The organism is Alsobacter soli (assembly GCF_003004785.1).
Lineage (GTDB): Bacteria > Pseudomonadota > Alphaproteobacteria > Rhizobiales > Beijerinckiaceae > Alsobacter > Alsobacter soli.
Window position 1 is genome coordinate 104401 of record NZ_PVZS01000011.1, and the last position, 25088, is coordinate 129488.

At 69.2% G+C, this 25088-nt stretch carries 30 protein-coding genes; 21 read left to right on the forward strand and 9 right to left on the reverse strand.

What is annotated here, in order from left to right:
- Nucleotides 1–12: 12 nt before the first annotated feature.
- The 6 genes from SLNSH_RS12010 to hisB are packed head-to-tail and all read right to left on the reverse strand — an operon-like array spanning nt 13 to nt 3599.
- Entirely contained in the window at nt 13–336 is a 324-nt protein-coding gene (locus tag SLNSH_RS12010; protein ID WP_245422292.1) for a phosphoribosyl-ATP diphosphatase, read from the reverse strand.
- Nucleotides 333–1106: an imidazole glycerol phosphate synthase subunit HisF gene (hisF, locus tag SLNSH_RS12015; RefSeq protein ID WP_106337232.1), complete on the reverse strand. Its 774-nt coding sequence runs from the start codon at nt 1104–1106 to the stop codon at nt 333–335. The genes SLNSH_RS12010 and hisF overlap by 4 nt, the downstream gene beginning before the upstream one ends.
- Nucleotides 1099–1857: a 1-(5-phosphoribosyl)-5-[(5-phosphoribosylamino)methylideneamino]imidazole-4-carboxamide isomerase gene (gene hisA, locus SLNSH_RS12020; RefSeq protein ID WP_196240248.1), complete on the reverse strand. Its 759-nt coding sequence runs from the start codon at nt 1855–1857 to the stop codon at nt 1099–1101. Before hisA ends, hisF begins: the two co-directional genes overlap by 8 nt.
- A complete protein-coding gene (gene hisH / locus SLNSH_RS12025; RefSeq protein WP_106337233.1) occupies nt 1845–2495 on the reverse strand; it encodes an imidazole glycerol phosphate synthase subunit HisH in 651 nt (216 codons plus the stop codon). The genes hisA and hisH overlap by 13 nt, the downstream gene beginning before the upstream one ends.
- Nucleotides 2492–2986, reverse strand: a complete 495-nt coding sequence (locus SLNSH_RS12030; protein WP_106337234.1) for a DUF2628 domain-containing protein — start codon at nt 2984–2986, stop codon at nt 2492–2494. The genes hisH and SLNSH_RS12030 overlap by 4 nt, the downstream gene beginning before the upstream one ends.
- Nucleotides 2987–3011: 25 nt before the next feature.
- Complete coding sequence (hisB, locus tag SLNSH_RS12035; RefSeq protein ID WP_106337235.1) at nt 3012–3599, reverse strand: imidazoleglycerol-phosphate dehydratase HisB; 588 nt, start codon at nt 3597–3599, stop codon at nt 3012–3014.
- A gap of 198 nt (nt 3600–3797) precedes the next feature.
- Here hisB and hslV point away from each other — a divergent pair, with 198 nt between their 5' ends.
- From hslV to olsA, 11 genes are all read left to right on the forward strand, one after another.
- Nucleotides 3798–4355 (forward strand): ATP-dependent protease subunit HslV, encoded by a 558-nt coding sequence (gene hslV, locus SLNSH_RS12040; RefSeq protein ID WP_106337236.1) that lies wholly within the window; start codon nt 3798–3800, stop codon nt 4353–4355.
- A gap of 35 nt (nt 4356–4390) precedes the next feature.
- Complete coding sequence (gene hslU, locus SLNSH_RS12045; RefSeq protein WP_106337237.1) at nt 4391–5695, forward strand: ATP-dependent protease ATPase subunit HslU; 1305 nt, start codon at nt 4391–4393, stop codon at nt 5693–5695.
- Nucleotides 5696–5740: 45 nt separating this feature from the next.
- A complete protein-coding gene (murJ, locus tag SLNSH_RS12050) occupies nt 5741–7309 on the forward strand; it encodes a murein biosynthesis integral membrane protein MurJ (protein WP_106337238.1) in 1569 nt (522 codons plus the stop codon).
- Nucleotides 7310–7375: 66 nt separating this feature from the next.
- Nucleotides 7376–8419, forward strand: coding sequence for a tryptophan--tRNA ligase (trpS, locus tag SLNSH_RS12055; RefSeq protein ID WP_106337239.1), 1044 nt, complete (start codon nt 7376–7378; stop codon nt 8417–8419).
- A gap of 70 nt (nt 8420–8489) precedes the next feature.
- Nucleotides 8490–8987 carry a universal stress protein gene (locus SLNSH_RS12060; RefSeq protein WP_106337240.1) on the forward strand — a complete coding sequence of 166 codons (498 nt, stop codon included), beginning with the start codon at nt 8490–8492 and terminating at the stop codon, nt 8985–8987.
- Nucleotides 8988–9108: 121 nt separating this feature from the next.
- Nucleotides 9109–9672: a NifU family protein gene (locus tag SLNSH_RS12065; protein ID WP_106337241.1), complete on the forward strand. Its 564-nt coding sequence runs from the start codon at nt 9109–9111 to the stop codon at nt 9670–9672.
- A 121-nt stretch (nt 9673–9793) separates the two neighbouring features.
- On the forward strand, nt 9794–10399 hold the full coding sequence (locus tag SLNSH_RS12070; protein WP_106337242.1) for a malonic semialdehyde reductase: 606 nt from the start codon (nt 9794–9796) through the stop codon (nt 10397–10399).
- Between the two features lie 75 nt (nt 10400–10474).
- Nucleotides 10475–11158 carry a tRNA (adenosine(37)-N6)-threonylcarbamoyltransferase complex dimerization subunit type 1 TsaB gene (gene tsaB, locus SLNSH_RS12075; protein ID WP_106337243.1) on the forward strand — a complete coding sequence of 228 codons (684 nt, stop codon included), beginning with the start codon at nt 10475–10477 and terminating at the stop codon, nt 11156–11158.
- 3 nt (nt 11159–11161) lie between these two features.
- Nucleotides 11162–11638: a GNAT family N-acetyltransferase gene (locus SLNSH_RS12080; RefSeq protein ID WP_106337244.1), complete on the forward strand. Its 477-nt coding sequence runs from the start codon at nt 11162–11164 to the stop codon at nt 11636–11638.
- Between the two features lie 138 nt (nt 11639–11776).
- Complete coding sequence (locus SLNSH_RS12085; protein WP_106337309.1) at nt 11777–12154, forward strand: Fur family transcriptional regulator; 378 nt, start codon at nt 11777–11779, stop codon at nt 12152–12154.
- 9 nt (nt 12155–12163) lie between these two features.
- Entirely contained in the window at nt 12164–12961 is a 798-nt protein-coding gene (gene olsA / locus SLNSH_RS12090; protein WP_106337310.1) for a lyso-ornithine lipid O-acyltransferase, read from the forward strand.
- Between the two features lie 3 nt (nt 12962–12964).
- Here the strand turns inward: olsA and SLNSH_RS12095 are convergent, their stop codons facing one another.
- Nucleotides 12965–13774 (reverse strand): NAD-dependent epimerase/dehydratase family protein, encoded by an 810-nt coding sequence (locus tag SLNSH_RS12095; protein ID WP_106337245.1) that lies wholly within the window; start codon nt 13772–13774, stop codon nt 12965–12967.
- 184 nt (nt 13775–13958) lie between these two features.
- On the opposite strand from SLNSH_RS12095, the gene SLNSH_RS12100 reads away from it, so the two are divergent.
- The 3 genes from SLNSH_RS12100 (at nt 13959) to SLNSH_RS12110 (ending at nt 16950) form a co-directional block, all read left to right on the forward strand.
- Nucleotides 13959–15191: an MFS transporter gene (locus SLNSH_RS12100; RefSeq protein ID WP_106337246.1), complete on the forward strand. Its 1233-nt coding sequence runs from the start codon at nt 13959–13961 to the stop codon at nt 15189–15191.
- A gap of 173 nt (nt 15192–15364) precedes the next feature.
- On the forward strand, nt 15365–16525 hold the full coding sequence (locus SLNSH_RS12105) for a DNA cytosine methyltransferase (protein WP_106337247.1): 1161 nt from the start codon (nt 15365–15367) through the stop codon (nt 16523–16525).
- Nucleotides 16522–16950, forward strand: a complete 429-nt coding sequence (locus SLNSH_RS12110) for a very short patch repair endonuclease (RefSeq protein WP_280954471.1) — start codon at nt 16522–16524, stop codon at nt 16948–16950. Before SLNSH_RS12105 ends, SLNSH_RS12110 begins: the two co-directional genes overlap by 4 nt.
- A 141-nt stretch (nt 16951–17091) precedes the next feature.
- On the opposite strand, the gene lepA is transcribed toward SLNSH_RS12110, so the two are convergent.
- Nucleotides 17092–18897, reverse strand: a complete 1806-nt coding sequence (gene lepA / locus SLNSH_RS12115; RefSeq protein ID WP_106337248.1) for a translation elongation factor 4 — start codon at nt 18895–18897, stop codon at nt 17092–17094.
- A gap of 114 nt (nt 18898–19011) precedes the next feature.
- On the opposite strand from lepA, the gene SLNSH_RS12120 reads away from it, so the two are divergent.
- The 3 genes from SLNSH_RS12120 to SLNSH_RS12130 all read left to right on the forward strand — a co-directional run bounded on the left by SLNSH_RS12120 (nt 19012) and on the right by SLNSH_RS12130 (nt 20967).
- Complete coding sequence (locus tag SLNSH_RS12120) at nt 19012–19530, forward strand: GNAT family N-acetyltransferase (protein ID WP_106337249.1); 519 nt, start codon at nt 19012–19014, stop codon at nt 19528–19530.
- A 9-nt stretch (nt 19531–19539) separates the two neighbouring features.
- Complete coding sequence (locus tag SLNSH_RS12125) at nt 19540–20037, forward strand: GNAT family N-acetyltransferase (RefSeq protein ID WP_106337250.1); 498 nt, start codon at nt 19540–19542, stop codon at nt 20035–20037.
- Between the two features lie 90 nt (nt 20038–20127).
- The gene (locus tag SLNSH_RS12130; protein WP_106337251.1) at nt 20128–20967 is read left to right on the forward strand and encodes a DMT family transporter; all 840 of its coding nucleotides are present in this window, start codon (nt 20128–20130) and stop codon (nt 20965–20967) included.
- Nucleotide 20968: 1 nt separating this feature from the next.
- On the opposite strand, the gene hrcA is transcribed toward SLNSH_RS12130, so the two are convergent.
- Nucleotides 20969–22009 carry a heat-inducible transcriptional repressor HrcA gene (gene hrcA, locus SLNSH_RS12135; RefSeq protein ID WP_245422294.1) on the reverse strand — a complete coding sequence of 347 codons (1041 nt, stop codon included), beginning with the start codon at nt 22007–22009 and terminating at the stop codon, nt 20969–20971.
- Nucleotides 22010–22231: 222 nt separating this feature from the next.
- On the opposite strand from hrcA, the gene rph reads away from it, so the two are divergent.
- From rph to SLNSH_RS12155, 4 genes are all read left to right on the forward strand, one after another.
- The gene (rph, locus tag SLNSH_RS12140) at nt 22232–22945 is read left to right on the forward strand and encodes a ribonuclease PH (protein WP_106337253.1); all 714 of its coding nucleotides are present in this window, start codon (nt 22232–22234) and stop codon (nt 22943–22945) included.
- Nucleotides 22946–22955: 10 nt separating this feature from the next.
- Nucleotides 22956–23585, forward strand: coding sequence for an RdgB/HAM1 family non-canonical purine NTP pyrophosphatase (gene rdgB / locus SLNSH_RS12145; protein ID WP_106337254.1), 630 nt, complete (start codon nt 22956–22958; stop codon nt 23583–23585).
- A gap of 189 nt (nt 23586–23774) precedes the next feature.
- A complete protein-coding gene (locus tag SLNSH_RS12150) occupies nt 23775–24425 on the forward strand; it encodes a hypothetical protein (protein WP_106337255.1) in 651 nt (216 codons plus the stop codon).
- Nucleotides 24426–24430: 5 nt separating this feature from the next.
- The gene (locus SLNSH_RS12155) at nt 24431–25051 is read left to right on the forward strand and encodes a TetR/AcrR family transcriptional regulator (RefSeq protein WP_106337256.1); all 621 of its coding nucleotides are present in this window, start codon (nt 24431–24433) and stop codon (nt 25049–25051) included.
- Nucleotides 25052–25088: the final 37 nt, after the last annotated feature.

Consider the following 25088-nt stretch of genomic DNA (forward strand, 5'->3'; position numbering starts at 1 on the left):
GGAGGGCGCTGCTCACCCTTTCGGGCGCGACGCCTTTTCCTGGAGCCCGGTTTGCGCGGTCCGGCGCGCGAGTTCGTCGAGGACATCCTGCAACGACAAGCCACGCGCGCGAAGCACGACTAACAGATGATAGAGAACGTCCGCGCTTTCCATCTTCAACGCTTGGACGTCCCCCTCGACAGCGGCGATCACGGCCTCGACGGCCTCCTCGCCCAGTTTCTTGGCGGCGTGCGCCGGTCCCTTGGCCAGGAGCTTGGCCGTGTAGGATTCCTCGGGTGACGCCTTGGCGCGCTCCGCCAGGTAGGCCTCGAGTTGCTCGAGCGAGAACGCCATCAATCCATCCTCACCGGCAGCCCGGCGGCCGCGAGCCGCTCCTTGGCTTGCCTCACCGTGTATTCCCCGAAGTGGAAGATCGACGCCGCCAGCACCGCGCTGGCGTGCCCGTCCCGAACCCCCTCCACCAGGTGGTCGAGATTGCCGACGCCGCCGGATGCGATGACCGGGACCGGCACGGCGTCCGCCACGGCGCGGGTGAGGGCGATGTCATAGCCCGTCTTCACCCCGTCCCGGTCCATGCTGGTCAGCAGGATCTCGCCCGCGCCCAGCTCGCAGACCTGCTCCGCGAAGGCGATCGCGTCGATGCCTGTCGGCGAGCGCCCGCCATGGGTGAAGATCTCCCAGCGGTCCTCTTCGTCAGGCCCGGACACCTTCTTGGCGTCAATCGCGACCACGATGCACTGCACGCCGAACTTCTCGGCGGCGCGCCGGACGAATTGGGGGTCCTTCACCGCGGCCGTGTTGATCGACACCTTGTCGGCGCCCGCAAGCAGCAGGGCGCGGATGTCCTCCACGGTGCGAACGCCGCCGCCCACGGTCAGCGGCATGAAGCACGCCTCGGCCGTGCGCGTGACCACGTCGATGAGCGTGCCCCGCCGCTCGTGGCTCGCCGTGATGTCGAGGAAGCAGAGCTCGTCGGCGCCGGCCGCGTCATACGCGATCGCGCTTTCGACGGGATCGCCGGCGTCCCGGAGGCCGACAAAGTTGACGCCCTTGACGACGCGTCCGTCCTTCACGTCCAGGCAGGGGATGACCCGAACCTTAAGCATCGCGGCGCTCCGCCCTGGCCGATGCGATGAGCCTCAAGGCCTCGGCCGCGTCGAGCCGACCGTCATAAAGGGCCCGGCCCGAGATGGCCCCCTCCAGCACGGCGCAATCGGGCTGCAGCAGCCGCTTCACGTCCTCGATGGACGCAAGGCCGCCGGAGGCGATCACCGGAATGCCGACCGCGCGCGCCAGGCCGAGCGTGGCCTCGATGTTGAGCCCGGTCAGGATGCCGTCGCGCGCGATGTCCGTGTAGATGATCGCCGCCACCCCGGCGTCCTCGAACGAGCGCCCAAGATCCTCGGCCGACATCTCCGAAAGCCGGGCCCAGCCTTCCACCGCCACGCGGCCGTCGCGCGCGTCGATGCCCACGGCGATCTGTCCCGGAAAGCGCCGGGCGGCCTCACGCACGAAGGCGGGATCCTTCACGGCGGCCGTGCCGATGATGATGCGCTTGACGCCGCGCCCGAGCCAACCCTCGACCGTGCGCATGTCGCGGATGCCGCCGCCAAGTTGCACCGGCAGCTTGACCCGCGACAGGATTCCCTCGACCGCCTGCGCGTTCACGGGGCGACCCGCGAAGGCGCCGTCGAGATCGACCAGGTGCAGCCACTCGAAACCCTGCGCTTCGAATTCCGCGGCCTGCGAGGCGGGGTCCTCGTTGAAGATCGTCGCCATCGCCATGTCGCCCTGCACCAGCCGGACGCAACGGCCTTCCTTCAGGTCGATCGCGGGGAACAGGATCACGGGCGCCACCTCAGGAAGTTTGAAATCAGGGCCAACCCGAGCTTCTGGCTCTTTTCGGGATGGAACTGCGTGCCGGCCATGTTGTCGCGGCCCACCATCGCGGTGACCGGGCCGCCGTACTCGGTCTCGGCGATCACCGAGGACGGGTCGGCGGCCGCCAGATGGTACGAATGCACGAAATAGGCGTGCCAGCCCTCAGGCCCGGTCGGGACGCCGTCGAGCAGCGGATGGTCCCGCTTCACGGTCAGTGTATTCCAACCCATGTGCGGAATCTTCAGCGAGGGGTCGGACGGCTGGAGCAGCGTGACGTCTCCCGGGATCCAGCCCAGGCCCTCGGTGGTCACGTACTCCAGCCCACGGCTCGCCATGAGCTGCATGCCGACGCAGATGCCCAGGAACGGCTTGCCGCGGCGCCGCACCGCCTCTTCAAGCGCCTCCACCATGCCCGGCACGGCGTCCAGGCCGGCGCGGCAATCCGCGAAGGCCCCCACGCCAGGTAGCACAATGCGCTCGGCGCTCAGCACCGCCTCAGGGTCGGACGTCAGGGCCACGGGCGTGCTTAGGCCGGCTTCGCGCGCCGCCCGTTCGAAAGCCTTCTGGGCCGAATGGAGGTTACCCGAACCGTAATCGATGATGACGACGCTCATCGGGCCGCTCCGGGGTCGGGGAAGAGCCCCAGCACTTGCGGCTGAGGGCGGGGGTCATGGGTCGGCCGCGTCGCGCTCGGGCGGGATGGCGCGGGAGCCAGGGGCGCCCGTTCGAGCCAGCGGTCGAAGAACCTGCGCTCGGCCTCGTCCCGCGACGAACCCGTGACCACGTCGACGATCGTATACCCGCGCCGGGCGAGCCCCCAGGCCTTGAGGTCCGACGCCGAGATGGCGACGAACAGCCCGATCAGGATGTCCAGCACGGCCAGGATCTGGTCGCTGATGCCCGCAGCCCGACCGGTCAGGACGACGCCGACCGTCAGAACCACGAAGGCCAGCAGCGCCCACCACAGGCGGTTGAACAACAGCCAAAGCAGCGGGAAGAACAGGGCGAGCCAATGGAAGCCGTCCTTCACCAGGACGGCTCGGTCCAGCCCGGCGGTCGATCCCGGGGTCGCCTCAGCCGGCAAGTGCACCGAATAGGTCGTCATCGCGACGCTCCCGTTAGCCCTTCGGTCAGAGCGCGCCCTTGGTGGAGGGAACGCGCTCGCCTTCGCGCGGATCGAGGGCGCAGGCCTCGCGCAGGGCGCGAGCCAGGCCCTTGAACAGGCTTTCGGCGATGTGGTGGCTGTTCTCGCCGTAGAGCGTTTCAGCGTGCAGCGTGATCCCGGCGTTGGTCGCGAAGGCCTGGAACCACTCGCGCACCAGCTCGGTGTCGAATTCGCCGATCTTGTCGCGCGTGAACTCCGCCCGGAACACCAGGAACGGCCGCCCGGAGATGTCGATCGACACCCGGCTCAGCGTCTCGTCCATCGGCAGGTGCGCGCAGGCGTACCGACGGATTCCGCGCTTGTCCCCGAGCGCCTTGGCGAAGGCCTGCCCCAGCGCGATGCCCACGTCCTCGACCGTGTGGTGTTGGTCCACGTGGAGGTCGCCCTTGGCGGACACCGTCACGTCGAACAGGGCGTGGCGCGTCAGCAGCTCGAGCATGTGGTCGAAGAAGCCGACGCCCGTTTCGATGCGGGCTTCGCCGGTTCCGTCGATGCTCAGGCTCACCGAGAGGTCCGTCTCGGCCGTCTTGCGCGCCACGTTGGCCGAACGCATGAGGGCGGTCTCCTGCGGGCTGCGAAAAAGGGTTGTGGATAAGCCCGCCGCGCCCCGCTTCTAGCAACTCGCGTGCCTCAACGCCACCTCGGCCGCATCAATCTTGAGCAGCACGGTGAAGGCGACCCTTCGACGCGCAGGTTGGCGCCGCCGGAGGTGAAAGCCTAAATGAGGTGCAGTCAGCATCAAGGAACACCTATGGCCGAGCACGACGACAGGCGCTGGCGCGCCACCACCATCCTCATGGTCCGCCGCGGCGGCAAGGTCGTGATCGGCGGCGACGGCCAGGTCAGCCTGGGCCAGACCATCATGAAATCCAACGCCCGCAAGGTTCGCCGGCTTGGGAAGGGCGACGTCATCGTGGGCTTCGCCGGCGCCACCGCCGACGCCTTCGCGCTGTTCGAGCGCCTCGAATCCAAGCTGGAGCAGTATCCCGGCCAGCTCATGCGCGCCTGCGTCGAGCTGACCAAGGACTGGCGGACGGACCGCGCTCTGCGCCGGCTCGAGGCCATGATGCTGGTCGCCGACAGGCAGGTCGGCCTCGTTCTCTCCGGCGCGGGCGACGTGCTCGAGCCGCCGGACGGCGTCATGGCGATTGGCTCGGGCGGCAACTACGCCCTGTCCGCCGCCCGCGCGCTGGTGGAGAACACCGACCTCGACGCCGAGTCGATCGTCCGCAAGAGCCTCGGCATCGCCGCCGAAATCTGCGTCTACACCAACGGCAATCTCACCATCGAGACCCTGGACGCGGCCTGAGGCGGCGTCCCATCCAGGAAGGCCCGCGAGCCGCCATGACCACCTTCTCGCCCCGCCAAACCGTCTCCGAACTCGATCGCTTCATCGTCGGCCAGCGCGACGCCAAGCGCGCCGTCGCCATCGCGCTGCGCAACCGCTGGCGCCGCCAGCAGCTCGAAGGGCCCATGCGCGAGGAGGTCCTGCCGAAGAACATCCTGATGATCGGCCCGACGGGCTGCGGCAAGACCGAGATCGCCCGCCGCTTGGCCAAGCTCGCGAACGCGCCGTTCCTCAAGGTCGAGGCCACCAAGTTCACCGAGGTGGGCTATGTCGGTCGCGACGTCGAGCAGATCGTCCGCGACCTTGTCGAGATCGGCATCGGGCTCGTGCGCGAGGCCAGGCGCAAGGACGTGCGCGCGCGCGCGCACAAGGCCGCGGAGGAGCGCGTGCTCGACGCGCTCGTAGGCCCGGGCTCGAGCCAGAACACGCGCGAGAGCTTCCGCCGCAAGCTGCGCGAGGGCGAGATGGACGAGAAGGAGATCGAGATCGAGCTGGCGCAGGGCCAGGCGGGCTTGCCCATGTTCGAGCTGCCGAACATGCCGGGCGCCTCGGTCGGCGCCATCTCGCTCGGGGATATTTTCGGCAAGATGGGCGGGCGCACCAAGACGCGCCGCACCACCGTGCGCGAGGCCTACGAGCCGCTGATCAACGAGGAAAGCGACAAGCTGTTGGATCAGGACCAGATCGTCGGCGAGGCCATCAAGCAGGTCGAGGAGAACGGCATCGTCTTCCTGGACGAGATCGACAAGATCTGCGCCCGCGAGACCCGCGGCGGCGCGGATGTCTCCCGCGAAGGCGTGCAGCGCGACCTGCTGCCCCTGATCGAAGGCACCACGGTGGCCACGAAGCACGGCCCGGTGAAGACCGACCACATCCTGTTCGTCGCCTCGGGCGCATTCCACGTCTCCAAGCCGTCCGACCTCCTGCCTGAGCTGCAGGGCCGCCTTCCGATCCGGGTGGAGCTCAGCTCCCTCAACGAGGACGACTTCCGCCGCATCCTCACCGACACGGAGGCGAGCCTTGTGAAGCAGTACGTGGCCTTGATGGCGACGGAGGGAGTCACGCTTCAGTTCGCCGACTCGGCCATTTCCGCCATCGCCCGGGTGGCCGTCGAGGTGAACGGCTCCGTGGAGAACATCGGCGCTCGCCGCCTCCAGACCGTGATGGAGCGCATCCTGGACGACATCTCGTTCAACGCGCCCGACCGCTCCGGCGAGACTGTCGTGATCGACGCCGACTACGTCGAGAAGGCCGTCGGGGACCTCGCCAAGAACGCGGACCTCAGCCGGTTCATTCTCTAGGCCCGCCGCTTGCGCGCCCGGGGCGAACCTGATTCGGTCCGCCCCATGGCGCAGTCCTCAGATCCACCTCCCAGCCTGGCCCGCGACACGGCGCTTGTCGGCGCCGCGGCGGCGCTGTCCCGGGTTCTCGGCTTCGCCCGGGACGTGATGATCGCGGCCCTGATCGGGGCGGGCCCGGCCGCCGACGCCTTGCTGGCGGCTCTGCGCATCCCGAACCTTGTCCGGCGGGTGGTCGGGGAGGGGGCCGTGAACGGAGCCTTCGTGCCCGTCTACCGCAGGATGGCCGCGGAGTCGGGCGACGCGGCCGCCCGCAGGTTCGCCGGGGAAGCCCTGGCGGCGGTCGGCTTGGCAGGCCTCGCTTTGACCGCCCTGGGGGAAATCGCCGCGCCCTGGCTCACCCTCGCGCTTGCCGGCGGTTTCGCGCACGACGGAGAACGGCTCGCGCTCGCCGCCAGCCTCACGCGCCTGTCGCTGCCGCTCGCGGTTTTCGCCACGATGGCGGCCCTGTGCGCGGCCATGCTGGCCGGGCAGGGGCGCCTGCGATGGGCCGCCCTCGCCCCTGTGGTGGTCAACGCCGTGCTGGTGGCCGTGCTGGCCTTCCTGGCCGGTGTCGGCGAGGACGAGGCGAGGCTCGCGTGGATCGTGGCCGTGGCGGTCTCCGGCGCCGGCCTGCTCCAACTCCTGTTGGTCGGCGCCGCGCTGTTGCGCCGGAGCGAACGCCCCTCTCTGACCTGGCCGCGCCTCTCACCCGGATTGCGCGCCTTTGGCGGTCTCGCGCTGCCCGGTCTCGCCACGGCCGCCTCGGCGCAGCTTTCCATCCTCGCGGCGCTCAACCTGGCCTCGGCTGAGCCGTCCGCCTTGGCGCAGCTGCATTACGCCGACCGGCTCTTCCAGTTGCCGCTCGGCTTCGTGGCGGCGGGAGCGGGCGTCGTCCTGCTCAACGAGGTGGTCCGGCTGCTGCGCGCCGGCCATACCGGGCAGGTAGCGCCATTGCTGGACAAGGCCCTCCTGGCCGCGCTCCTGCTTGCCCTACCGGCGGCCGCCGGACTCGCGGTCCTGGCGGATCCGATCGCCAGCATCCTCTTCGAACGCGGAGCTTTTTCGCCGAACGACACGGCCGCGGTCGCGGCGGTCATCCGCGGCCTCGCGCCGGGACTACCGGCCGCCGCGCTGGCGCGCGTGCTCGCCCAACCCTTCATGGCGCAGGAAAGGAGCCGGCCGCCGCTGCTGGGCGCCGTAGCCGGGTTCGTGGTGACGGTTTCGGCCGGCTTGGTGCTCCGCGATGGCCACGGAGTCGCAGGGCTCGGGGCCGCTGTCTCCCTCGGGGCCTGGGCGGACGCTGGCGTGCTGGCTCTGGCGCTCGGGGCCGCAGGGCTCTGGCGCCCAGCGCCCAGGCTGCTTGTCCGGCTCGCCCTAGCCGCGCTCAGCGCGGCCCTCATGGCGCTCGCCGTCCGGGAGGCCCAGGGCGTCCTCGCCGCCGCCCTCGCGACCGAGGCCCGATTGCCGGTCAGGGTCGCAGCCCTGGGGGCCCTCTGCGGGGGCGGCGCTGCCGCCTATGCAGCCGCGCTGCTCGCCTGCGGGGCCGGCCGCTGGCGCGGGCCGGCCGCCACCTGAATGCTGCTTTATCTTGCGCGCCTTGGATGAAGCCGCCATAAGCGCGCCGACTTGGGAGATTTCGCAATGGCGGCCTTCAAACCCCTCGTGTTCTCGGGCGTCCAGCCGACGGGCAACCTGCACCTGGGCAACTACCTCGGCGCGATCACGAAGTTCGTGGCCCTGCAGGATAGCCACGAGTGCATCTACTGCGTGGTGGACATGCACGCCATCACGGTGCCGCAAGACCCGCAGGCGCTCACGGCCCAGATCCGCGAGGTCACGGCGGCCTTCCTGGCGGCCGGAATCGATCCCCGGAAGCACATCGTGTTCAACCAGAGCCAGGTGCACGAGCACGCTGAACTCGCCTGGGTGTTCAACTGCGTGGCCCGCATCGGCTGGCTGAACCGCATGACGCAGTTCAAGGAGAAGGCCGGCAAGGACCGCGAGAACGCGTCTGTCGGCCTCTACGCCTACCCGACCCTGATGGCCGCCGACATCCTGGTCTACCGCGCCACCCACGTGCCGGTCGGAGAGGACCAGAAGCAGCACCTCGAACTGGCCCGCGACATCGCCCAGAAGTTCAACAACGATTACGCCGAGTCGATCGCCAGCAATGGATTCGGGGAGGGCTTCTTCCCCTTGCCGGAGCCCCTGATCCAGGGCCCCGCCACCCGGGTCATGAGCCTGCGGGATGGCTCCAAGAAGATGTCGAAGTCCGACCCGTCGGACTACTCGCGCATCAACCTGTCCGACGACGCGGACGCGGTCGCCCAGAAGGTCCGCAAGGCGAAGACCGATCCCGAGCCGCTGCCCTCGGAGGAAGCCGGGCTGGAGAAGCGGCCCGAGGCCCAGAACCTTGTCGGCATCTTCGCCGCGCTTGCGGATCGCTCCCGGGCCGACGTGCTGCGTGAGTTCGGCGGGGCGCAGTTCTCGTCCTTCAAGGCGGCCCTGGTGGACCTCGCCGTGACCAAGCTCGGCCCCATCGGGTCCGAGATGAAGCGGCTGGCCGCGGACCCCGGCTACATTGATTCCGTGCTGGCCGACGGCGCCGAGCGCGCGAGCGCCATCGCCCGGCCGAACATGGACGCCGTGAAGGACATCCTGGGCTTCGTGCGACGCCGGGGCTGAGCTTCGGCGCTTGCTCGACGCCAGGCATGCTGCCAGCATGCGGCGTCGAGCGCACGAGCACGGCAGGCCCATGACGGTGAAGCCGAGACGGTCCTATGAGGCGGGTCACCGCCCGAAGTTCCTCGTCATCGTCGATGAGACCGAGGAGTGTGACCGGGCCGTGTATTTCGCGGCCCGCCGCGCCGGTCGGGTCGGCGCCGAACTCGCTCTCCTGGCGGTCATCAGCCCGCCGGAATTCCAGCACTGGCTGGGCGTGGGCACCGTCATGGAGGCGGAAGCCGGCGAGGAAGCGCAGCGACGCCTGGACGTCGCCTCGGCATGCGCGCGGGATCTCACTGGCGCCGATCCTCAATTGGTCATCCGCACTGGCGCGAAGGCCGAGCAGGTCCTGGCCGTGATCGAGGAGGACGAGGACATCGCGCTCCTGGTGCTCGCAGCCGGCTCGGGCCCGGACGGACCGGGGCCGCTCGTCGCCGGTCTCGCCGGCAAGGGCGCCGCCTCTTTTCCGGTGCCGATCGCGATCGTGCCCGGCGGCCTGAGCGACCGGGACATCGACGCGCTCGCCTGACCTCCGCATTGAATCGGAGCCCCTCGCGGGCCACATACTGTGATAAGGAGGCCTGGGGCGCGCATCCCAGCGCCTTCCCGCCATTCGCCGCCGGCCTTGAACCGCGCGCGAGGAGAGACCGATGTTCATCCAGACCGAAGCCACGCCCAATCCCGCCACCCTGAAATTCCTGCCCGGCCGCGGCGTGATGCCGGACGGCACCCTCGACATTCGTGATTCCCGCGCTGCCGAGCGCTCGCCTCTGGCGCGCCGGCTGTTCGCCATTCCGGGCGTCACGGGCGTGTTCTACGGCTCGGACTTCGTTACGGTGACCAAGAGCGAAGGCGACTGGGCCCACCTGAAGCCCGCTATTCTCGGCGCCATCATGGAGCACTTCCTGTCCGGCGAGCCCCTGTTCGAGGGCGAGGCCGAGCCGGCCGGTGAAGGCGCCGATGGCGAGTTCTTCGACCCCAAGGACGCCGCCACGGTCGAGACCATCAAGGAGCTGCTCGAGACCCGCGTCCGCCCGGCCGTGGCCGGCGACGGCGGCGACATCACCTTCAAGGGCTTCCGTGAGGGCGTCGTGTATCTCACCATGAAGGGCTCCTGCTCAGGGTGCCCTTCGTCCACCGCCACCCTGAAGCACGGCATCCAGAACCTGTTGCGCCACTTCCTTCCGGACGTGCGCGAGGTGGAAGCCGTCTGAACTCGGCTTGCAATTCGGCAAGCGCATTTTTGCGCACAGAGGGGCTGCCCCCGCGGGGGTGGCCCTTATGTCTTTCGGCATAACCCCGCCCCCGAGGGGCGTACTCCAGGGATTGCCGAACATGCTCGACACCAACAAGGCGCCGCTGTCCGATGCGGCGCTGCGCCAGCTGTTTCTCGATGCGCGGACCTACAACGCGTTTCTGTCCACCCCCGTGCCCGACGACCTCCTCCGGCGCCTTGCGGATCTGGTGAAGTTGGGCCCGACGGCCGCGAACGCCTCTCCGGCCCGCATCGTCTTCGTGAAGTCGCCCGAGGCGAAGCAGAAGCTTGCACCCGCGCTGTCCGAGGGCAACCGCGACAAGACTCTCGCCGCGCCCGTGACCGCCATCATCGGCTACGACCTCGAATTCTACGACAAGCTGCCCAAGCTGTTTCCGCACAATCTGACGGCCCGCAGCTGGTTCGAGGGCAAGCCGGCCGCGATCGAAGAGACTGGTTTCCGCAACTCCTCGCTGCAGGGGGCCTACCTTATCCTCGCGGCCCGCGCCCTGGGCCTCGATTGCGGTCCCATGTCGGGCTTCGACAAGGCCGCCGTGGACGCCGCCTTCTTTCCGGACGGGAAGGTGAAATCGAACTTCATCTGCAACCTGGGCTATGGGGATCCGGCCGGCCTGTTTCCGCGCAATCCGCGGCTCGATTTCGACGAGTTCTGCGCGATCGCCTGAGCCCGGGCTTTCCCCCGGGCCGGATTTCTGCCACGAGACGGTCCTTCGGGTTCAGACTGCTTCGTGGAGACGCCGGTGCGCATCCTCGCCATCGATACCGCGCTGGAAGCCTGCTCGGTCTGCGTGACGGAGGCCGGGGCGGAGGCGCCCCTGGCCATCGAGTCCCAGGCCATGCAGCGCGGGCACGCGGAAGCGTTGATGCCCATGCTGGAGCGGGTTATGGCCCAGGTCGAGGGCGGCTTCGCCTCTCTGGATCGCGTGGCGGTGACCGTCGGTCCCGGCAGCTTCACGGGTCTGCGCGTCGGCATCTCGGCCGCTCGCGCGATTGCGCTGGGCGCCGGCGTCCCGGCCGTCGGGGTCACCACCCTGTCGGCCTACGCCGCCCCGCTGGTCGCGACCGGCGTGAAGGCGCTCGTCGCCGTGGCGATCGACGCCCGGCACGCTCACGTCTACGTCCAGGTGGTCGCGCCCGGTGGCCGCACGCTCATGTCGCCGCGCGTGACGCCCGTGAAGGATGCGGCCCGCCAGATCGGGGCCGGGCCCTTGCTGGTCGTGGGCTCGGGGGCGGCCATGCTGTGCGAAGAGGCCAAGGCGATCGGCCTGGAAGCCGCCGTGGTCGACGGTGGCCCCGCCCCCGACATCACCTGGGTGGCGCGGCTGGGGATCGCGGCCAATCCCGATCAGGCCTTGCCCAAGCCCTTCTACCTGCGCGCGCCTGACGCCAAGCCGCAGGACCACATGCGCCTGCCGCGCCGCTGAGCCATGGCCTGGCCCTTCTCTCCGGCCTCCCCCCCGGCAGTGCGGCCCCTGCGGACCGCGGATGCGCCTGCCGTCGCGGCGCTCCACCGCGAGGGCTTTCACACGGGCTGGTCCGTGGCCGAGTGCGAAGCCATGCTGGTGGATCCCGCCATTCTCGGCCAAGCGATCGGCGCCGGAACGGCCGTGGACGGCTTCGTCCTTTCGAGGATGGCGGCCGACGAGGCGGAAATCCTCACCATCGCGGTCGCGCGCAAGCGCCGGGGCGGCGGCTGGGGGCGCAAGCTCCTCCAGGCGCATCTGGGCGCGCTGTCTGGCCGCGGCGTGCGCCAATTGTTTTTGGAAGTGGATGAAGGCAACGCCCCGGCCCGCGCCCTTTATGCGCGCGTCGGCTTCGAGCAGGTCGGGCGACGTCAGGGCTACTACCGCAAGCCTGACGGCTCGGTGGCCGCCGCCCTGGTTCTCAGGCGCGCCCTGGACTGAAAGCCTCCACCGGTGGACGCGGCTGGGCGCTTTTCCTATAAGGACGGCCAAGTTGCAAACGAGCCGGACCGCTCCGTGAGCCCGAATCGCCCTCGCGTGAACCTGATCGAGCAGCGCTGCGTCGCCGCGGGCCTGCGCATGACCGGCCAGCGCCGGACCATCGCCCGGGTGATCGCCGAGGCCGAGGACCACCCGGATGTGGAGGAACTCCACCGCCGGGCCCACGACATCGACCGGGGCATCTCGATCTCCACGGTGTACCGCACGGTCAAGCTGCTCGAGGACTCCGGCATCATCGCCCGCCTGGACCTGAAGGACGGCCGCGCGCGCTACGAGCGCAAGCCGGACGAGCACCACGACCACCTGGTCAACCTGCGCACCGGGGAGGTCGTCGAGTTTCGGTCGGAGGAAATCGAGCGGCTCCAGGCGGAGATCGCCCGCCGCCTGGGTTACCGGCTCGTGGATCATCGCCTGGAGCTCTACGCCGTCCCGCTGGACGACGAGCGCAAGGCCTGAATGGCCGCCATGTCCCGCCTCCGCATCGCCGCGGTCCTGGCGGTCCTGGTTCCCATCACGCTGGTGCTGATGGTGGTGCAATGGTCGGCCCTGAAGGCGGGCTCGCCCATCGCTCACCGGCTGCCCCGGCGCTTCCACCAGTTTGTCTGCGCCCTGTTCCGCATCCGAATCGAAGTCGCGGGCGCGCCGGCGGAAGGTCGTCCGCTCCTGGTGCTGGCGAACCACACCAGCTGGCTCGACATCACGGTGATCTCGACCCTGCTGCCGTTGTCCTTTGTGGCGAAGCGCGAGGTGGGATCCTGGCCGGTGTTCGGGACCTTCGCCCGCCTGCAACGCTCCATTTTCATCGATCGCCAGCGTCGGAAAGGAGCCGCCGAGGCCAACCGGGAGATCGCCGAGCGCCTGGCCGGCGGCGACGCCATCGTGCTCTTCGCCGAGGGCACCACCAGTGACGGCAACCGCGTCCTGCCCTTCAAGACCGCCGTGGTCGGCGCGGCCCGCGACGCCATCGCGGAAGCCGGCCACACGGGCCACGTCCTCGTGCAGCCGCTGACGATCGCCTATCCGCGTCGGGGCGGCCTGCCTGTCGGGCGCCCGGACCGCCCGGCCCTGGCCTGGTATGGCGACATGGAGCTGATCCCCCATCTCGCGCCGGTGATTGCGGGTCAACCGATCGACGCAGTAGCGGTCTGGGGCGAGCCGATCGCCTTCGATGCAGGCTCGGACCGCAAAACAGTGACCCGAACGGCGGAGAACGCGATCCGCCGCGCCTACGCGGGCCTGATCACCGGCCGCGAGCCGGCGTGAGGTTCATTCCGCGGGCGGGATTGGGCCGCCTTCGTATTCGATGGCGCAGAATGGACCGCCCTGGAAATAAAGGTCGGCAGGCTCGTGCTGCTGGCCGGCTTCCGCCGCCATGGCGGCGTCGGTGTAGTCTTCCGCCCGGTCCTGCGGCTTGTAGCCGAGGCGATAGGCGGCCGAGTTGTCGTACCAGCAGGCGGCGTTGTTGGAGACGCCGTAGACCACGTTGCAGTGAATGTCCGGGTGCTCCAGGCCGATCGTGACCAATTGGGCGAGGTCGCGGCCGCTCACCCAGATCGCCAGCGCCCGGGCGCTGCCGGGCGTCGCGGCGGCGTTGCCGATGCGCAGCAGCAGGCTCTTCACCCCATACTTGTCCGCGTAAAGCTGGGCTACCGCCTCGCCCCAGCACTTGCTCAGGCCATAGCGACTGTCCGGCTTCACCGGCACGGTCTCGTTGATCCTTTGCGAGCGCGGGTAGAACCCCACCGCGTGGTTGCTCGAGCCGAAGATCACCCGCTTCGCCCCGCAGCGCCGCGCGGCCTCGTAGACGTTCCAGGTCCCGACGACGTTGGCCTGCAGGATGATCCCGAACGGCGCCTCGTTGGGCTCGGCCGCCAGATGGATGACCGCGTCCATCCCCCGCGTCGCGTTCTCGACGGCGGCAATATCGGCGATGTCGCCCACGACCGACTCCTCGTTGGGCCCGATCGGCTCCGCGGCGACCATGTCGAAGATCCGCACGAGCTCGAACCGCCCGGCCAGTTCCCGGCGCAGCGTACGCCCGACATGTCCGGCTCCGCCGGTGATCAGGATCTTCATGGGGCGTTCCTTCCTGCCTGGTTCAGCGGTGTAGTTCCGTTCTGAAATATCAGATCGAAGCGCCGCCGCAAGCTGGCTCATCCTCGTCATAGGACGGCTCGATGCCGGCCAGACCCGCGCGAACGCGCCTGTTCACTCGCGCTTCCGCGTGATACGGACGCCGCTTTCCCGACGACAGAGCTCCATGATCAGGAACGCCAGCGGCTGGGCCGCGCTGCATTCGCGCGACTTCCGGTATTTCTTCACCGCCCGGTTCCTTTCCGGTCTCGCCATGCAGATCCAGAACGTGGGCCTGGGCTGGCTGGTCTACGACCGTACCCACAGCGCGCTCGCGCTGGGCCTCGTCGGCCTGGCCGCATTCCTGCCCGCCCTCGCCCTCGCGCTGGTGACCGGCCACGTGGCGGACCGCTTCGACCGGCGCAGGATCATCTCGCTGTGCTGGGCGCTGGTCGCGCTTGCGTCCCTCGGTCTCCTTTTGGTCGCCCTGACGCCCGCCAGCCCGGTGTGGCCCATCTATGCGCTTGCGGTGCTGGTCGGCTCAGCCCGCTCCTTCGCCAACCCGGCGACGCAGGCCCTCTTGCCGAACCTGGTGGCGCGTGAGGACTTCGCCAGCGCCGTGGCGCTGAACGCGTCGGCCTGGCAGACGTCGTCCATCGCCGGCCCGGCCGTCGGCGGCGTCCTCTACGCCTTCGGCGCCCCGGTGGTTTTTGCCGCTGCGCTGGCGTCATTTCTCCTGTCAGCACTCCTCGTCGCCCTGATCAGACGCGGCGGCCATGCCGGCTCGCGCGTCAAAACCACCCTGGAAAGCCTGCTGGCCGGCATCGTCTTCATCCGCGCCCGCCCCGTGATCCTGGGCGCGATCTCGCTCGACCTCTTCGCCGTCTTGCTGGGCGGCGCGACGGCGCTCCTGCCCATTTACGCCCGCGACGTGCTGATGGTGGGCCCCGTCGGCCTGGGCGCCCTGCGCAGCGCGCCCGCCGTTGGGGCGGTCGCCATGTCGGTGTGGCTGGCGGCCCATCCGCTGCAGAAGCGCGCCGGCAGGACGATGTTCCAGGCCGTCGGCCTGTTCGGCCTCGCCACGGTGATCTTCGGCCTGTCCACGAACCTGGTGCTCTCGCTGGGCAGCCTCGTCGTGCTGGGCGCCTGCGACATGGTGAGCGTCTATGTCCGCCAGACGCTTGTGCAGGCCGAGACGCCGGACTCCATGCGCGGCCGCGTCGCCGCCGTGAACAGCGTCTTCATCGGCGCCTCAAACGAACTCGGCGAATTCGAATCCGGGGCGCTCGCAGCCCTGATCGGAGCCGTGCCGGCGGTCGTCGTGGGCGGCCTCGGCACCATGCTGGTCGCCGCGCTCTGGGCCAGGCTGTTCCCGCCGCTGCTGCATCGCGACCGCCTGGTCTCCGACAAGCCGGCCTGACGACCCGGGAACAAACACCCAGCCGAAGCATTGTCTGCCCGCGTGGGGCGGCCGCGTTTTTGCTGTTTCCGCTGCCTTGCCGTGAGCCGAAGCAGAACAGCGTCAGGCGAACGGACCCGCGCGATTCCCTCCCGCCAGTCGACACGACTCGCGTCGCTGTCTAGTGTCCGGCCATGGGCAGGGCAGGGCGCGCGCAGCCGACCTTTTACGAATTCTTCGCCGGCGGCGGCATGGCCCGCGCTGGGCTGGGCGCCGGCTGGCGCTGCCTGTTCGCCAACGACTTCGACGCCAGGAAGGCGGCGAGCTACCGCGCCAACTGGGGCGACGCGGAGATGCGCTGCGGCGACATCCACGCCCTGTCGCCGGCGGATCTGCCCGACCACGCCGACCTCGCCTGGGCGTCCTTCCCGTGTCAGGACCTCTCGCTGGCGGGCGGCGGCGCCGGCTTGGCCGGAGCCCGCTCCGGCGCGTTCTGGGGCTTTCACGCCCTGATCGACGGACTCCGGGGCGAGCACCGGCCGCCTCGGCTTCTCGTTCTCGAAAACGTCGGAGGCGCTCTCACATCCAAGGGCGGCCGTGACTTCGAGGCGCTTTGCGCCGCTCTGGCCCGCCTGGGCTACGTCTTCGGCGCCCTGATGCTCGACGCGGAGCGGTTCCTGCCCCAGTCCCGTCCGCGCGTGTTCTTTGTGGCGGCCCGGGAAGAGCTTCCGTCTGCTCCGCTTGCGACGCCCGGCCCAGGCCTCTGGACCACGGAGTCCCTGCGCAGCGCGCAGGCCATGCTCCCGGCGCCTCTGGCCGCGCGATGGCGGTGGTGGCGCCTGCCCGAGGCGCCGGCGCGCAGGGTCGTACTGCGCGACCTCATCCAGGATTCGCCGAACGATGTCGCCTGGCACACGCCCGAGGAGACCGCCTACCTCCTCTCGCTGATGGCTCCGCCCCACCGCGCCAAGCTGGAGGCGGCAAAGGCCAGCGGCCGCCGCGAGGTGGGCGCGCTCTATCGCCGGACCCGCCGGACGCCGGACGGCGGCAAGGCCCAGCGGGCGGAAGTCCGCTTTGACGGGGTCGCCGGTTGCCTGCGCACCGCCTCCGGCGGCTCCAGCCGGCAGACGATCGTGGTGGTGGAAGGCGAGCGCATCCGCACCCGGCTCCTGTCCGCCCGCGAGGCCGCCCGCCTCATGGGCCTGCCGGACAGCTACGTGCTCCCCACCCGCTACAACGACGCCTACCACCTCGCCGGCGATGGGCTCGCCGTTCCGGTGGTGGCGCACCTGCGCGAGCACCTGCTGGAGCCGCTGCTGGATCTCGCCGCCCCCCTCGACGTGGCGGCGGAGTGACCAAGCCGACCGAGACGCCTTCGCCCGAGCGCTCCGCCGTGATGCGCGCCGTCCGCGGGCGGGACACCACGCCGGAGTTGCTCGTCCGCCGTCTCCTGCGCTCGGTCGCGCCGGGCTACCGCCTGCATCGCAAGGACATCCCAGGCCGGCCGGACGTGGCCTATATCGGGCGCCGCAAGGCCATCTTCGTCCACGGCTGCTTCTGGCACGGCCACGACTGCGCCCGCGGAGCGCGCATGCCGAAAGCCAACCGGCCCTATTGGGAAGCCAAGATCGCCCGCAACCGCGCCCGCGACGCCGCCAACCTCGCGGCTCTGGCGGAGCGCGGCTGGAAGGCGCTGGTCGTGTGGGAATGCGAAACGAAGGACGAGGCGGCGCTGAGCGAGCGCCTGCTGAGGTTCTTGGCGGAGGCGGAGCGGGTCTAAGGCGAGCCGCTTACGGAACCCCGTCTTTGCGAGGAGCGCAGCGACGAAGCAATCCAGAAACGCGAATGACCGACTGGATTGCTTCGCCTTTGGCTCGCAATGACGGCTGAGGCGCTGCGATACAAAAACCCGAACGAGCCCTCAGCTGTCCATCTTCAGCGCGGCGATGAACGCTTCCTGCGGGATCTCCACGCGGCCGAACTGGCGCATGCGCTTCTTGCCTTCTTTCTGCTTGTCGAGGAGCTTGCGCTTGCGGGAGACGTCGCCGCCGTAGCACTTGGCGGTCACATCCTTGCGCAGGGCCGAGATGGTCTCGCGCGCGATGATCTTGCCCCCGATGGCGGCCTGGATCGGGATCTGGAACAGGTGCTGCGGGATCAGCTCCTTGAGCTTCTCGCACATGGCCCGGCCGCGCATCTCGGCGCGGGTGCGGTGGACCAGCATGGAGAGCGCGTCCACCGGCTCGGCGTTGACCAGGATCGACATCTTCACGAGGTCGCCGGCCCGGTAGTCCGTGATGGTGTAGTCGAACGAGGCGTAGCCCTTAGAGATCGACTTCAGACGGTCGTAGAAGTCGAACACCACCTCGTTGAGGGGCAGGTCGTACACCACCATGGCGCGCTTGCCGACGTAGTTCAGGTCGATCTGCGCGCCGCGCCGGTCCTGGCAGAGCTTCAGAATGCCGCCCAGGTACTCGTCCGGAGTGAGGATCGTGGCCCGGATCCAGGGCTCGTGGATCTCCTCGATCTTCATCACGTCCGGCATGTCGGCCGGGTTGTGAAGCTCGATCTCCTCGCCCGTTTTCATGTGAATCCGGTACACGACCGACGGCGCGGTCGCGATCAGGTCGAGGTTGAACTCGCGCTCCAGGCGCTCCTGGATGATCTCCAGGTGCAACAGGCCCAGGAAGCCGCAGCGGAAGCCGAAGCCGAGCGCCGCCGAGCTCTCCATCTCGTAGGAGAAGCTGGCGTCGTTGAGGCGCAGCTTGCCCATGGCGGCCCGCAGGTCCTCGAAGTCGGCCGCGTCCACCGGGAACAGGCCGCAGAACACCACCGGCTGCGCCGGCTTGAAGCCCGGCAGCGCCGCCGGGGTCTGCCGGCGCGTCTCCGTGATGGTGTCGCCCACTCGGGTGTCGGCCACCTGCTTGATCTGCGCCGTGATGTAGCCGACCTCGCCCGGACCCAGCTTCTCGACGTCGGTCATCTTCGGCCGGAACACGCCGATGCGGTCCACCTCGTAGCGGGCGCCCGTGCCCATCATGGTGATGTCGGCGCCCTTCTTGAGCGTCCCGTCGATGATGCGCACCAGCACCACCACGCCCAAGTAGGCGTCGTACCAGCTGTCCACCAGCAGCGCCTTGAGCGGCGCCGTCTCGTCGCCCTTGGGCGGCGGCAGCTTCTGAACGATGGCCTCCAGCACCAGGTCGATGCCGAGCCCGGTCTTGGCCGAGATCGGCACGGCGTCCGACGCGTCGAGGCCGATCACCTCCTCGATCTGCGCCTTGATGCGGTCGGGCTCGGCCGCAGGCAGGTCGATCTTGTTGAGGACCGGCACGATCTCGTGGTTGGCGTCCAGCGCGTGGTAGACGTTGGCGAGCGTCTGCGCCTCCACGCCCTGGGAGGCGTCCACCACCAGGAGTGAGCCCTCGCAGGCCGCCAGCGAGCGGCTGACCTCGTACGCGAAGTCCACGTGCCCGGGCGTGTCCATGAGGTTGAGAACGTAGGTCTGCCCGTCCTTGGCCTTGTATTCCAGCCTGACGGTCTGCGCCTTGATGGTGATCCCGCGCTCGCGCTCGATCTCCATGCTGTCGAGCACCTGGTCGACCATCTCGCGCTCGGAGAGGCCGCCCGTGGCCTGGATCAGCCGGTCGGCAAGGGTCGACTTGCCGTGGTCGATATGGGCCACGATGGAGAAGTTGCGGATGTTGGAGATCGGGTGCTCGCTCATGCGGGCTCAGATACCAGCCGGCTGTGGCTTTTCCAAGCGATGTGCGCCTCGGAGCCGATTGATTCGGCTGGCCCAAGCGGCGATTCTCGCCGGGAGATCGCCCCGGAGTTCCGCATGTCCCTGACGACCCGCGTCCTCGACCCCGCCGCCGCCCGAGACGCCATGCCGGCGCTCGTCGACATCCTCGTGAGCTGCGTCGCTGGCGGGGCCTCGGTCGGGTTCATGAATCCGTTCGCCCCGGAAGAGGCCCGGGCTTGGTGGCGAGGCGTGATCGACGACCTCGAGGCCGACCGGCTCGCCCTCGTGGCGGCGGAGCGCGATGGCCGAATCTTCGGCACGGCCCAGCTCCACCCCTGCGCCAAGCCCAACCAGCCGCACCGGGGCGACGTCGCGAAGGTTCTGGTGCATGCGTCCGCCCGCCGGCAGGGGATTGGGGAAGCCCTCATGGCCGAGATCGACGCCGAGGCGCGCCGTCGCGGGTTGTCGCTGCTCACTCTCGACACCGTCACGGGCTCGCCGGCGTCCCACATGTATCAGAAGGCGGGATGGATTCGGGTCGGTGACATCCCGGATTACGCCTTGTGGCCGGATGGCGGATTTTGCTCCACGACGATTTTCTACAAGCGCCTGTAAGGGGGAGCCATGCAGGTCACCATCCGCGAAGTCCAAGAGGCGGACCTGCCTGAGGTCCTCGACATCTATAACGACGCCGTTCTCAACACGACGGCCGTCTGGAGCAATCACACGGCAGATATCGAGAGCCGTCGCGCCCTGCTGAAGGACAGGAAGGCGAAGGGCTACCCCTTCCTGGTCGCGGCCCTGGACCACACCGTGCTGGGCTTCGCGAGCTTCGGTGACTTTCGTCCCTGGGATGGCTACGCCCACACGGTCGAGCACTCGGTCTATGTGCATCGCCATCACCACGGAAAGGGTGTCGGCAAGGCGCTCATGCCGCCCCTCATCGAGGCCGCCCGCGGTCTCGGCAAGCACGTGATGGTGGCCGGGATCGACGCTGCCAACACCTCGTCCATTCACTTCCACAAGGGCTTCGGGTTCGCCGAGATGGGGCGTCTCAAGGAGGTGGGCTGGAAGTTCGATCGCTGGCTCGACCTCGTCTTCATGCAGAAGATGCTGGACTGACCGGCGCATCCGGCTCTGGCCTTCTGATGTGAGCCCCGCCAGCATGCCCTATCGGCGACTTCCGCCGCCTGCCTTGCGGATGTCTTCGCCGTGACCCTCACCGTCTTCGCCGCGGCCCTGCTCAGCGCGTTCCTGCACGCGTTCTGGAACGCGCTCGCCCGCAGCCGCCCTGAGCCCGGCTACGCCCTTGCGACGGTCGTCATCACGGCCGGCGTGGTCATGGCGCCGGGCGTTGTCTGGCTCGGCCTGCCGCCTCCCCGCGCCCTCGCATGGCTGGCCGTGGGCGCCGCCTGCAATCTGGTCACCATGCGGGCCATGATGGCGACCTTCCGGCGGACGCCTTTCGCCCTGGCCTACCCGCTTGTGCGCGGCGTGGCGCCGTTGGGCGTCACCCTGATTGGCTGGCTCGCCTTTGGCGATCGGGTGTCGCCGCTGGCTTTCGTCGGGATCGTGGCGATCTCGCTGGGGGTCCTGCTGCTGGCCGAATCCGCCCGCCGGGGCGAGCGTTTCGATCGCCTGGGCTTCGCCCTCGCCATCCTGGCCGGCTGCACCAACGCCCTGTTCGTGGTGTCCGACGCCCAGGGTGTCCGGGCGGCCGGCGACCCTATCCAATATGGCTGCGCCGTGTCGGTCGCCAATGCGGTGACCATGGCGATCCTGCTGACGCTCGAGGGCCCTGGCCTCCGTCGCGCCTACAAGCGCGGCGTCGGCTTCAGCGTCCTCGCCTGCCTGATGTCGAACGCGTCCTACCTGCTGGTGCTCTACGGCTTCACCCACGGTCCGGTGGGGGCCGTGGCGGCGCTGCGCGAGCTCTCCATCTTCTTCGGCGTGCTGCTCGCCGCGGTGGGGCTGAAGGAGCCCGTCGGCTGGCTGCGCTGGACCGCCGCCATGGTGGCGCTCGGCGGCGTGGTGGTGATCAGGTTGGGGTAGCTTAGCGCCCCTCCAAGAGCCGGCTCACCACGCGCGCCGTGTAGTCCACCATCGGCACGATCCGCGCATAGTTGAGCCGTGTCGGCCCGATCACCCCCACGACGCCCACGATCTTGTGCGAAGCGTCCCGGAACGGCGCGGCGATCAGCGACGAGCCGGAAAGAGAGAACAGCTTGTTCTCCGAGCCGATGAAGATGCGCACGCCCTCGCCGTCCTCGGCCCGGGCCAGGAGGTCGATGACGTCCTTCTTGGTCTCGAGGTCCTCGAACAGCAGGCGGATGCGTTCCAGGTCCTCCATGGCGCGAAGGTCTTCCAGCAGGTTGGCCTGCCCGCGCACGATCAGCTGCCGGTCGTCGCCGCGCCCGCCCCAGCTGGCGAGGCCGCTTTCCACCAGCCGGGCGGTTAGGGAGTCGAGCTCCGCCTCGGCGCGGGCGCGCTCGCTTTCCACCTCGGCCACGAGTTCGCCGAGCGTCCGGTCGCGGATGCGGGCGGAAAGGTAGTTGGAAGCCTCCACGAGGGCGGTGGCCGGCAGCCCGGGCGGCAGGTCGACGATGCGGTTCTCCACCGTGCCGTCCTCGGAGACCAGCACCACGAGCGCCCGCCCGGCGTCGAGCCGCACGAACTCCAGATGTTTCAGCCGCGCCGCGCTTTTGGTGGTCGCCACCACGCCGGCGCCGCGCGACAGACCAGAGAGCAGGGAAGAGGCTTCCGCCAGCATGGCGTCCGTGTTCTTCTGCTGCCCGGACGCGCGGACCTCGGCCTCGATGCGCGAGCGGTCCTCCGAGGTCACGTCGCCCACCTGCAGCAACGCGTCCACGAAGAAACGCAGGCCCGCCTCCGTGGGCAGGCGCCCGGCGCTGGTATGGGGCGAGAACAGCAGCCCCGCCACCTCCAGGTCCGACATCACATTGCGGATGGAGGCCGGCGACAGGGACATCGGCAGGATGCGCGACAGGTTGCGCGAGCCCACGGGCTCGCCCGTGGCGAGGTAGCTCTCCACGATGCGCCGGAAGATCTCGCGCGAGCGCTCGTTCAGCTCCATGAGCGCTCGACTGGTCGGTTGCGGCACGAATCCTCGCATGCTGTCAGGCTGCCGGTGGCGTCATTCGCACAGGCGGATTGCTGCTTCTATTTTTGGGCGTTCGGACCGCCGCGATCAAGGCTGTGCGACACTGGCGCCGCCGCCCCGGACGGCTCTTCCTTGCCCTCGCCTGCGCCCGGGCCTAGAACGCCCCCAATCTCGATCCAACACAGGATGCATCACATGCGACCCTCCCGCCGCGCGCCCGACGAGCTGCGCAAAGTGAGCCTGGAACGCGGCGTCGCCCGCTACGCCGAGGGCTCCTGCCTGGTGAAGTTCGGCGAGACGCATGTGCTCTGCACGGCTTCGCTCGAAGAGCGCGCCCCGCCGTGGCTGCGCAATTCCGGCAAGGGCTGGGTCACTGCCGAATATTCCATGCTGCCCCGAGCCACGCACGAGCGCACGCGGCGGGAGGTGACCTCCGGCAAGCCGTCCGGCCGCACCCAGGAGATCCAGCGCCTCATCGGCCGCTCCCTCCGCTCGGTGGTGGACCTCACATCCATTGGCGAGAAGCAGATCGTCATCGACTGCGACGTCCTGCAGGCCGATGGCGGCACCCGCACGGCCGCGATTACGGGCGGCTGGGTCGCCCTGCACGACTGCATCCAGTGGATGCGCTCCCGCTCCATGCTGACCGGGAACCCCCTCAAGGATCACGTCGCCGCCGTGTCCTGCGGCATTGCGGGCGGCCAGCCGGTGCTGGACCTGGACTACGCCGAGGATAACGGCGCCGAGACCGACGCCAACTTTGTGATCACCGGCTCCGGCGGCCTCGTCGAGATCCAGGGCACTGCCGAGGGCAAGCCCTTCTCGGAGGAGGAGTTCCTGTCCCTGCTCCGCCTCGCCAAGGGGGGCGTGGCCCAGCTGGTGGAGCTGCAGAAGCTCGCCGTGATGTGAGGAGGCCCCCATGGCCCGCAAGCTGACCGGCACGGTGGTGATCGCCACCCACAACAAGGGCAAGCTCCGAGAGATGCAGGAGCTTCTCGCGCCCCGCGGCCTCACGGCCGTGTCGGCCGGTGAACTGAACCTGCCCGAGCCCGAGGAGACCGGAGCCACCTTCGCCGAGAACGCCCGCATCAAGGCCGAGTCCGCCGCGAAGTCGGCGAACCTCCCGGCCATTGCGGACGACAGCGGCATCTGCGTGGAGGCGCTGGACGGAGCTCCCGGTATCTACTCGGCCCGCTGGGGCGGGCCCGAGAAGGACTTCGGCGCAGCCATGCAGAAGGTCGAGGCGGGTTTGCGCGAGCGCGACGCCTTCGAGCCGGATCAGCGCCATGCGTGGTTCATCTCGGCGCTCTGCATCGCTTGGCCGGACGGCCACGTCGAGGAGTTCGAGGGCAGGGTGGACGGGGCGCTGGTATGGCCCCCCCGCGGCACGGCCGGGTTCGGCTACGACCCCATGTTCCTGCCGGATGGGCACGAGCGCACCTTCGGCGAGATGACCAGCGAGGAGAAGCACGGGCTGCCCCCGCGTGGCCTGGGCCTCTCGCACCGAGCCCGGGCCTTCATCATGCTGGAGCAGGCCTGCCTGGCCTGACAGCGAACTATCCTTTGTTCGACACTCGTGGCCGGGATCTTTCCCGGCCATTTTGTTTTCTCCGCCCTGCCGCTCGGCGCCGGAAACATTCGGCGACCGAGAACGCCAGCTCCACCCCAAGCTGCGCCTTGATGCTGCCTCAAACACCCGACTAAATTTCAAGCACCCGTTTGAACCGAGGCCGCGCCGATGATCGATTCGAAGTCCCTGCTTCTCGCCAGCGCCGCGTTCCTCCGCAAGGTGGCCGGCCAGGTCGCGACCTCCATCACGGCGGCGCTGTGCGTCGCGGCGGTCACGAATGCGATGATGAAGAAGGCCGACCCGGTCCCGACCGTTCAGCCTGTGCTGGTGTTGGGCGCCCCGAGCGCTTCGGTGGCGGCGGCCAACGCCGCCCCGCAGCCTCAGCTCCAGCCTGCCTCCTTCACGATCACCGGCGTCCTCCAGGGCCCCTCGGATCTGGCCCATGCCTTCCCGATGGAAGGCGATCCGGGATTCCAGGCCTCCTTGTCGCGGCCGTTCGTCGCCATGGCGGGTGAGGCCTGGGCTGAGCCCAAGCTGGAATATACCGTGATGGCCGCCGATGAGCCTGCTCCCGCCCACCGCAAGGCCCGGCCGCAGTCCGCACCGAAGGCGCCGAAGCTGGCCGCCCCTGTCGAGGTCGCGACCCTTCCGGTGGCGGCCCCGGTTGGCGACCCGGTCGCCCAAGGCGGGCCGGTCGCGCAGGAGACCCACGGACTGTTCGGCTTCAAGACTCCGAAGATCCTGTCCACCGTCGACGAAGCCGTCTCGGGCGTCACATCGGCAGCCGCGAATCTCACGCGCTTCGCCAAATTCCAGTAGGATTGATGACTCGCGCGTCGGAATTCACGCGCCGGCGTCTGCTCGACGCCGGGCTCTCGCAGTTCGCCCGTCATGGCTTCGACGGCGCCTCCGTGCGCGCCATCGCAGACCAGGCCGAGGCCAACCAGGCGGCCATCAAATACCACTTCGGCGCAAAGGAAGGCCTGTACCGGGCCGTCTTGGAGGCGGCGCTCGAACGGCTGGAGCGGCTGAACGAGCTGGATGAGGAGGCCCTCGCCCGGCTCACGCCGGCCGAGGCGCTGGAGGCCTTTCTGAGGCAAAGCCTCTCCGCCATCGCGAAAGCCTCCGAGATCAGGGAGCCCCTTCAGGTCCTGAACTGGGAGATCATGAACCGCACGGCGACCTTCACCGAGGTGCTCGCCGAGCGTCGCCTCCCGACGTTCGAAGCCGCCGCACGCATTGTCGCGGGCTTCCAGCCCCACCTGCCTGTCGAGGAGGCGAGGCTGACGACGGTCTGGCTCGTGAACCAGCCTTTCATCTTCGTGCGCAACGCCGAGAGCCTGCGCAGGCCGCCGGTCAACGTGGCCCTGGACGAAGCCGGGGTGCATCGCCTGGGCGCGCTGCTGACCCGTCTCGTGCGCGGCGCGCTCGAAACCAGCCGGTAGGCCCCGTCGGCGCTCAAAACAAAACCCGCGCGGATCG

Bases quoted from the DNA above. Each gene is read 5' to 3' on its own strand.
- hisF (WP_106337232.1), bottom strand. From the start codon at position 1,106: ATGCTTAAGGTTCGGGTCATCCCCTGCCTGGACGTGAAGGACGGACGC.
- hisH (WP_106337233.1), bottom strand. From the start codon at position 2,495: ATGAGCGTCGTCATCATCGATTACGGTTCGGGTAACCTCCATTCGGCC.
- SLNSH_RS12030 (WP_106337234.1), bottom strand. From the start codon at position 2,986: ATGACGACCTATTCGGTGCACTTGCCGGCTGAGGCGACCCCGGGATCG.
- hisB (WP_106337235.1), bottom strand. From the start codon at position 3,599: ATGCGTTCGGCCAACGTGGCGCGCAAGACGGCCGAGACGGACCTCTCG.
- hslV (WP_106337236.1), top strand. From the start codon at position 3,798: ATGGCCGAGCACGACGACAGGCGCTGGCGCGCCACCACCATCCTCATG.
- hslU (WP_106337237.1), top strand. From the start codon at position 4,391: ATGACCACCTTCTCGCCCCGCCAAACCGTCTCCGAACTCGATCGCTTC.
- murJ (WP_106337238.1), top strand. From the start codon at position 5,741: ATGGCGCAGTCCTCAGATCCACCTCCCAGCCTGGCCCGCGACACGGCG.
- trpS (WP_106337239.1), top strand. From the start codon at position 7,376: ATGGCGGCCTTCAAACCCCTCGTGTTCTCGGGCGTCCAGCCGACGGGC.
- SLNSH_RS12060 (WP_106337240.1), top strand. From the start codon at position 8,490: ATGACGGTGAAGCCGAGACGGTCCTATGAGGCGGGTCACCGCCCGAAG.
- SLNSH_RS12065 (WP_106337241.1), top strand. From the start codon at position 9,109: ATGTTCATCCAGACCGAAGCCACGCCCAATCCCGCCACCCTGAAATTC.
- SLNSH_RS12070 (WP_106337242.1), top strand. From the start codon at position 9,794: ATGCTCGACACCAACAAGGCGCCGCTGTCCGATGCGGCGCTGCGCCAG.
- SLNSH_RS12080 (WP_106337244.1), top strand. From the start codon at position 11,162: ATGGCCTGGCCCTTCTCTCCGGCCTCCCCCCCGGCAGTGCGGCCCCTG.
- SLNSH_RS12085 (WP_106337309.1), top strand. From the start codon at position 11,777: ATGACCGGCCAGCGCCGGACCATCGCCCGGGTGATCGCCGAGGCCGAG.
- olsA (WP_106337310.1), top strand. From the start codon at position 12,164: ATGTCCCGCCTCCGCATCGCCGCGGTCCTGGCGGTCCTGGTTCCCATC.
- SLNSH_RS12095 (WP_106337245.1), bottom strand. From the start codon at position 13,774: ATGAAGATCCTGATCACCGGCGGAGCCGGACATGTCGGGCGTACGCTG.
- SLNSH_RS12100 (WP_106337246.1), top strand. From the start codon at position 13,959: ATGATCAGGAACGCCAGCGGCTGGGCCGCGCTGCATTCGCGCGACTTC.
- SLNSH_RS12105 (WP_106337247.1), top strand. From the start codon at position 15,365: ATGGGCAGGGCAGGGCGCGCGCAGCCGACCTTTTACGAATTCTTCGCC.
- lepA (WP_106337248.1), bottom strand. From the start codon at position 18,897: ATGAGCGAGCACCCGATCTCCAACATCCGCAACTTCTCCATCGTGGCC.
- SLNSH_RS12120 (WP_106337249.1), top strand. From the start codon at position 19,012: ATGTCCCTGACGACCCGCGTCCTCGACCCCGCCGCCGCCCGAGACGCC.
- SLNSH_RS12125 (WP_106337250.1), top strand. From the start codon at position 19,540: ATGCAGGTCACCATCCGCGAAGTCCAAGAGGCGGACCTGCCTGAGGTC.
- hrcA (WP_245422294.1), bottom strand. From the start codon at position 22,009: ATGGAGCTGAACGAGCGCTCGCGCGAGATCTTCCGGCGCATCGTGGAG.
- rph (WP_106337253.1), top strand. From the start codon at position 22,232: ATGCGACCCTCCCGCCGCGCGCCCGACGAGCTGCGCAAAGTGAGCCTG.
- rdgB (WP_106337254.1), top strand. From the start codon at position 22,956: ATGGCCCGCAAGCTGACCGGCACGGTGGTGATCGCCACCCACAACAAG.
- SLNSH_RS12150 (WP_106337255.1), top strand. From the start codon at position 23,775: ATGATCGATTCGAAGTCCCTGCTTCTCGCCAGCGCCGCGTTCCTCCGC.
- SLNSH_RS12155 (WP_106337256.1), top strand. From the start codon at position 24,431: ATGACTCGCGCGTCGGAATTCACGCGCCGGCGTCTGCTCGACGCCGGG.